This window comes from Halolactibacillus halophilus, assembly GCF_900115605.1.
Classification (GTDB): domain Bacteria; phylum Bacillota; class Bacilli; order Bacillales; family Amphibacillaceae; genus Halolactibacillus; species Halolactibacillus halophilus.
Window position 1 is genome coordinate 1 of record NZ_FOXC01000084.1, and the last position, 1,815, is coordinate 1,815.

General features: G+C 40.0%; 1 protein-coding gene. It reads left to right on the forward strand.

All coding sequences use genetic code 11. From position 1 onward, the window contains the following. Positions 1 to 358: 358 nt before the first annotated feature. A complete protein-coding gene (locus tag BM098_RS13185; RefSeq protein ID WP_089834117.1) occupies positions 359 to 1,648 on the forward strand; it encodes an adenylosuccinate synthase in 1,290 nt (429 codons plus the stop codon). Positions 1,649 to 1,815 lie beyond the last annotated feature (167 nt).

Sequence of the window (1,815 nt, forward strand, 5' to 3'; positions counted from 1 at the left end):
AAGCCTTCATGGCATCACTTATAAAAATCCAGAATTGAAAAGCTCGGCTAACCTCTAGCCCAAAAAGGGCGAGGCCTAGCCGAGCTTTTCTTATGTATGTATAGAACGTATTATGGGGGGCTCACGCATAATAATCATCACAGTTTATACCAAAACAAATGAGAAAAGACGAGCGAGGACTGATGCATCTAAAATAAAGATAGCTTTAATCGAAATATCGTATCATTTATTTATAAATTTATTCGTATTTTCATTGTTAAATAGATATTTAATTGATAAAATGAATCTGTATTGATTAAAAACACGAACATTAACAAAAATAATTATAAAAACAAACGGAAAGTATGAGGTGCGGTAAATGACATCAGTAGTAGTTGTAGGAACGCAGTGGGGCGATGAGGGAAAAGGAAAGATTACAGACTTTCTATCACAAGATGCCGAAGTGGTGGCGCGTTATCAAGGAGGAAATAACGCTGGGCATACAATTAAGTTTGATGAAACGACGTATAAATTGCACTTAATCCCGTCCGGGATTTTCTTTAAAGAAAAAACAAGTGTGTTAGGTAACGGAATGGTGATTGATCCTAAAGCCCTCGTTGAAGAATTAGGCTACTTACACGAGCGTGATGTAACGACGGACCAATTACGAATTAGTAACCGTGCCCATGTCATTTTGCCTTATCACATTACGCAAGATATTTTAGAAGAAGAACAAAAGGGCGCCTTAAAGATTGGCACAACTAAAAAAGGAATTGGGCCATGTTATATGGATAAGGCGGCTCGAATCGGCATTCGGATGGCGGATTTACTAGATAAAGAAGTATTTAAAGAGAAGCTCACCCAAAACTTAGCCGCAAAAAACAGACTGTTTACTAAAATGTTTGATGCTGAACCACTTAACTTTGATGATATTTTTGAATCGTACTATAACTACGGTCAACAGGTGAAACAATACGTTGTTGATACCGCTGTTGTATTAAATGACGCCATTGACCACGGGCGTCGCGTCTTATTTGAAGGGGCCCAAGGGGTTATGCTTGATATTGACCAAGGAACTTATCCATTTGTAACGTCATCAAACCCCGTCGCTGGTGGCGTGACGATCGGCTCAGGTGTTGGTCCGTCTAAAATTAATCGCGTTGTTGGTGTATCTAAAGCCTATACAACACGTGTCGGTGATGGTCCTTTCCCAACAGAGCTTGATGATGAGATTGGTGAAAAGATCCGTGAAGTGGGTAAAGAATATGGAACAACAACTGGTCGCGCCCGCCGTGTTGGTTGGTTTGACAGTGTGGTCGTAAGACACGCGCGTCGCGTGAGTGGTATCACTGACTTGTCACTCAATTCACTTGATGTATTAACTGGCATTGATGAACTAAAGATTTGTGTCGCTTACCGTTATCAAGGCGAATTGATTAAAGAATTTCCTGCCAGCTTAAAAGCACTAGCTGAATGTGAGCCTGTTTATGAAACATTACCAGGTTGGACAGAAGATATTACCGGTGTACGTTCGCTCGATGACTTACCCGCGAATGCCCGTCATTATTTAGAACGCTTGTCACAGTTATCTGAGATACCGTTATCAATCTTTTCAGTTGGGCCAGACCGCACCCAAACAAATATCGTTCAAAATGTGTACCGTTTATAAATGAGTAAATCAACTGACATAAGCTTGTCATCAGATTGTAAAATAGTAAAGCCGCACAGCGACGTGATTAATCGGTTCTTTGTCAAATGGTGTTGGTGAGAAGTTTTAACCAATAATTTCAAGTTTATATTTCACATGTTTCGGCTCTTTTTATGCAGCTGAAACAT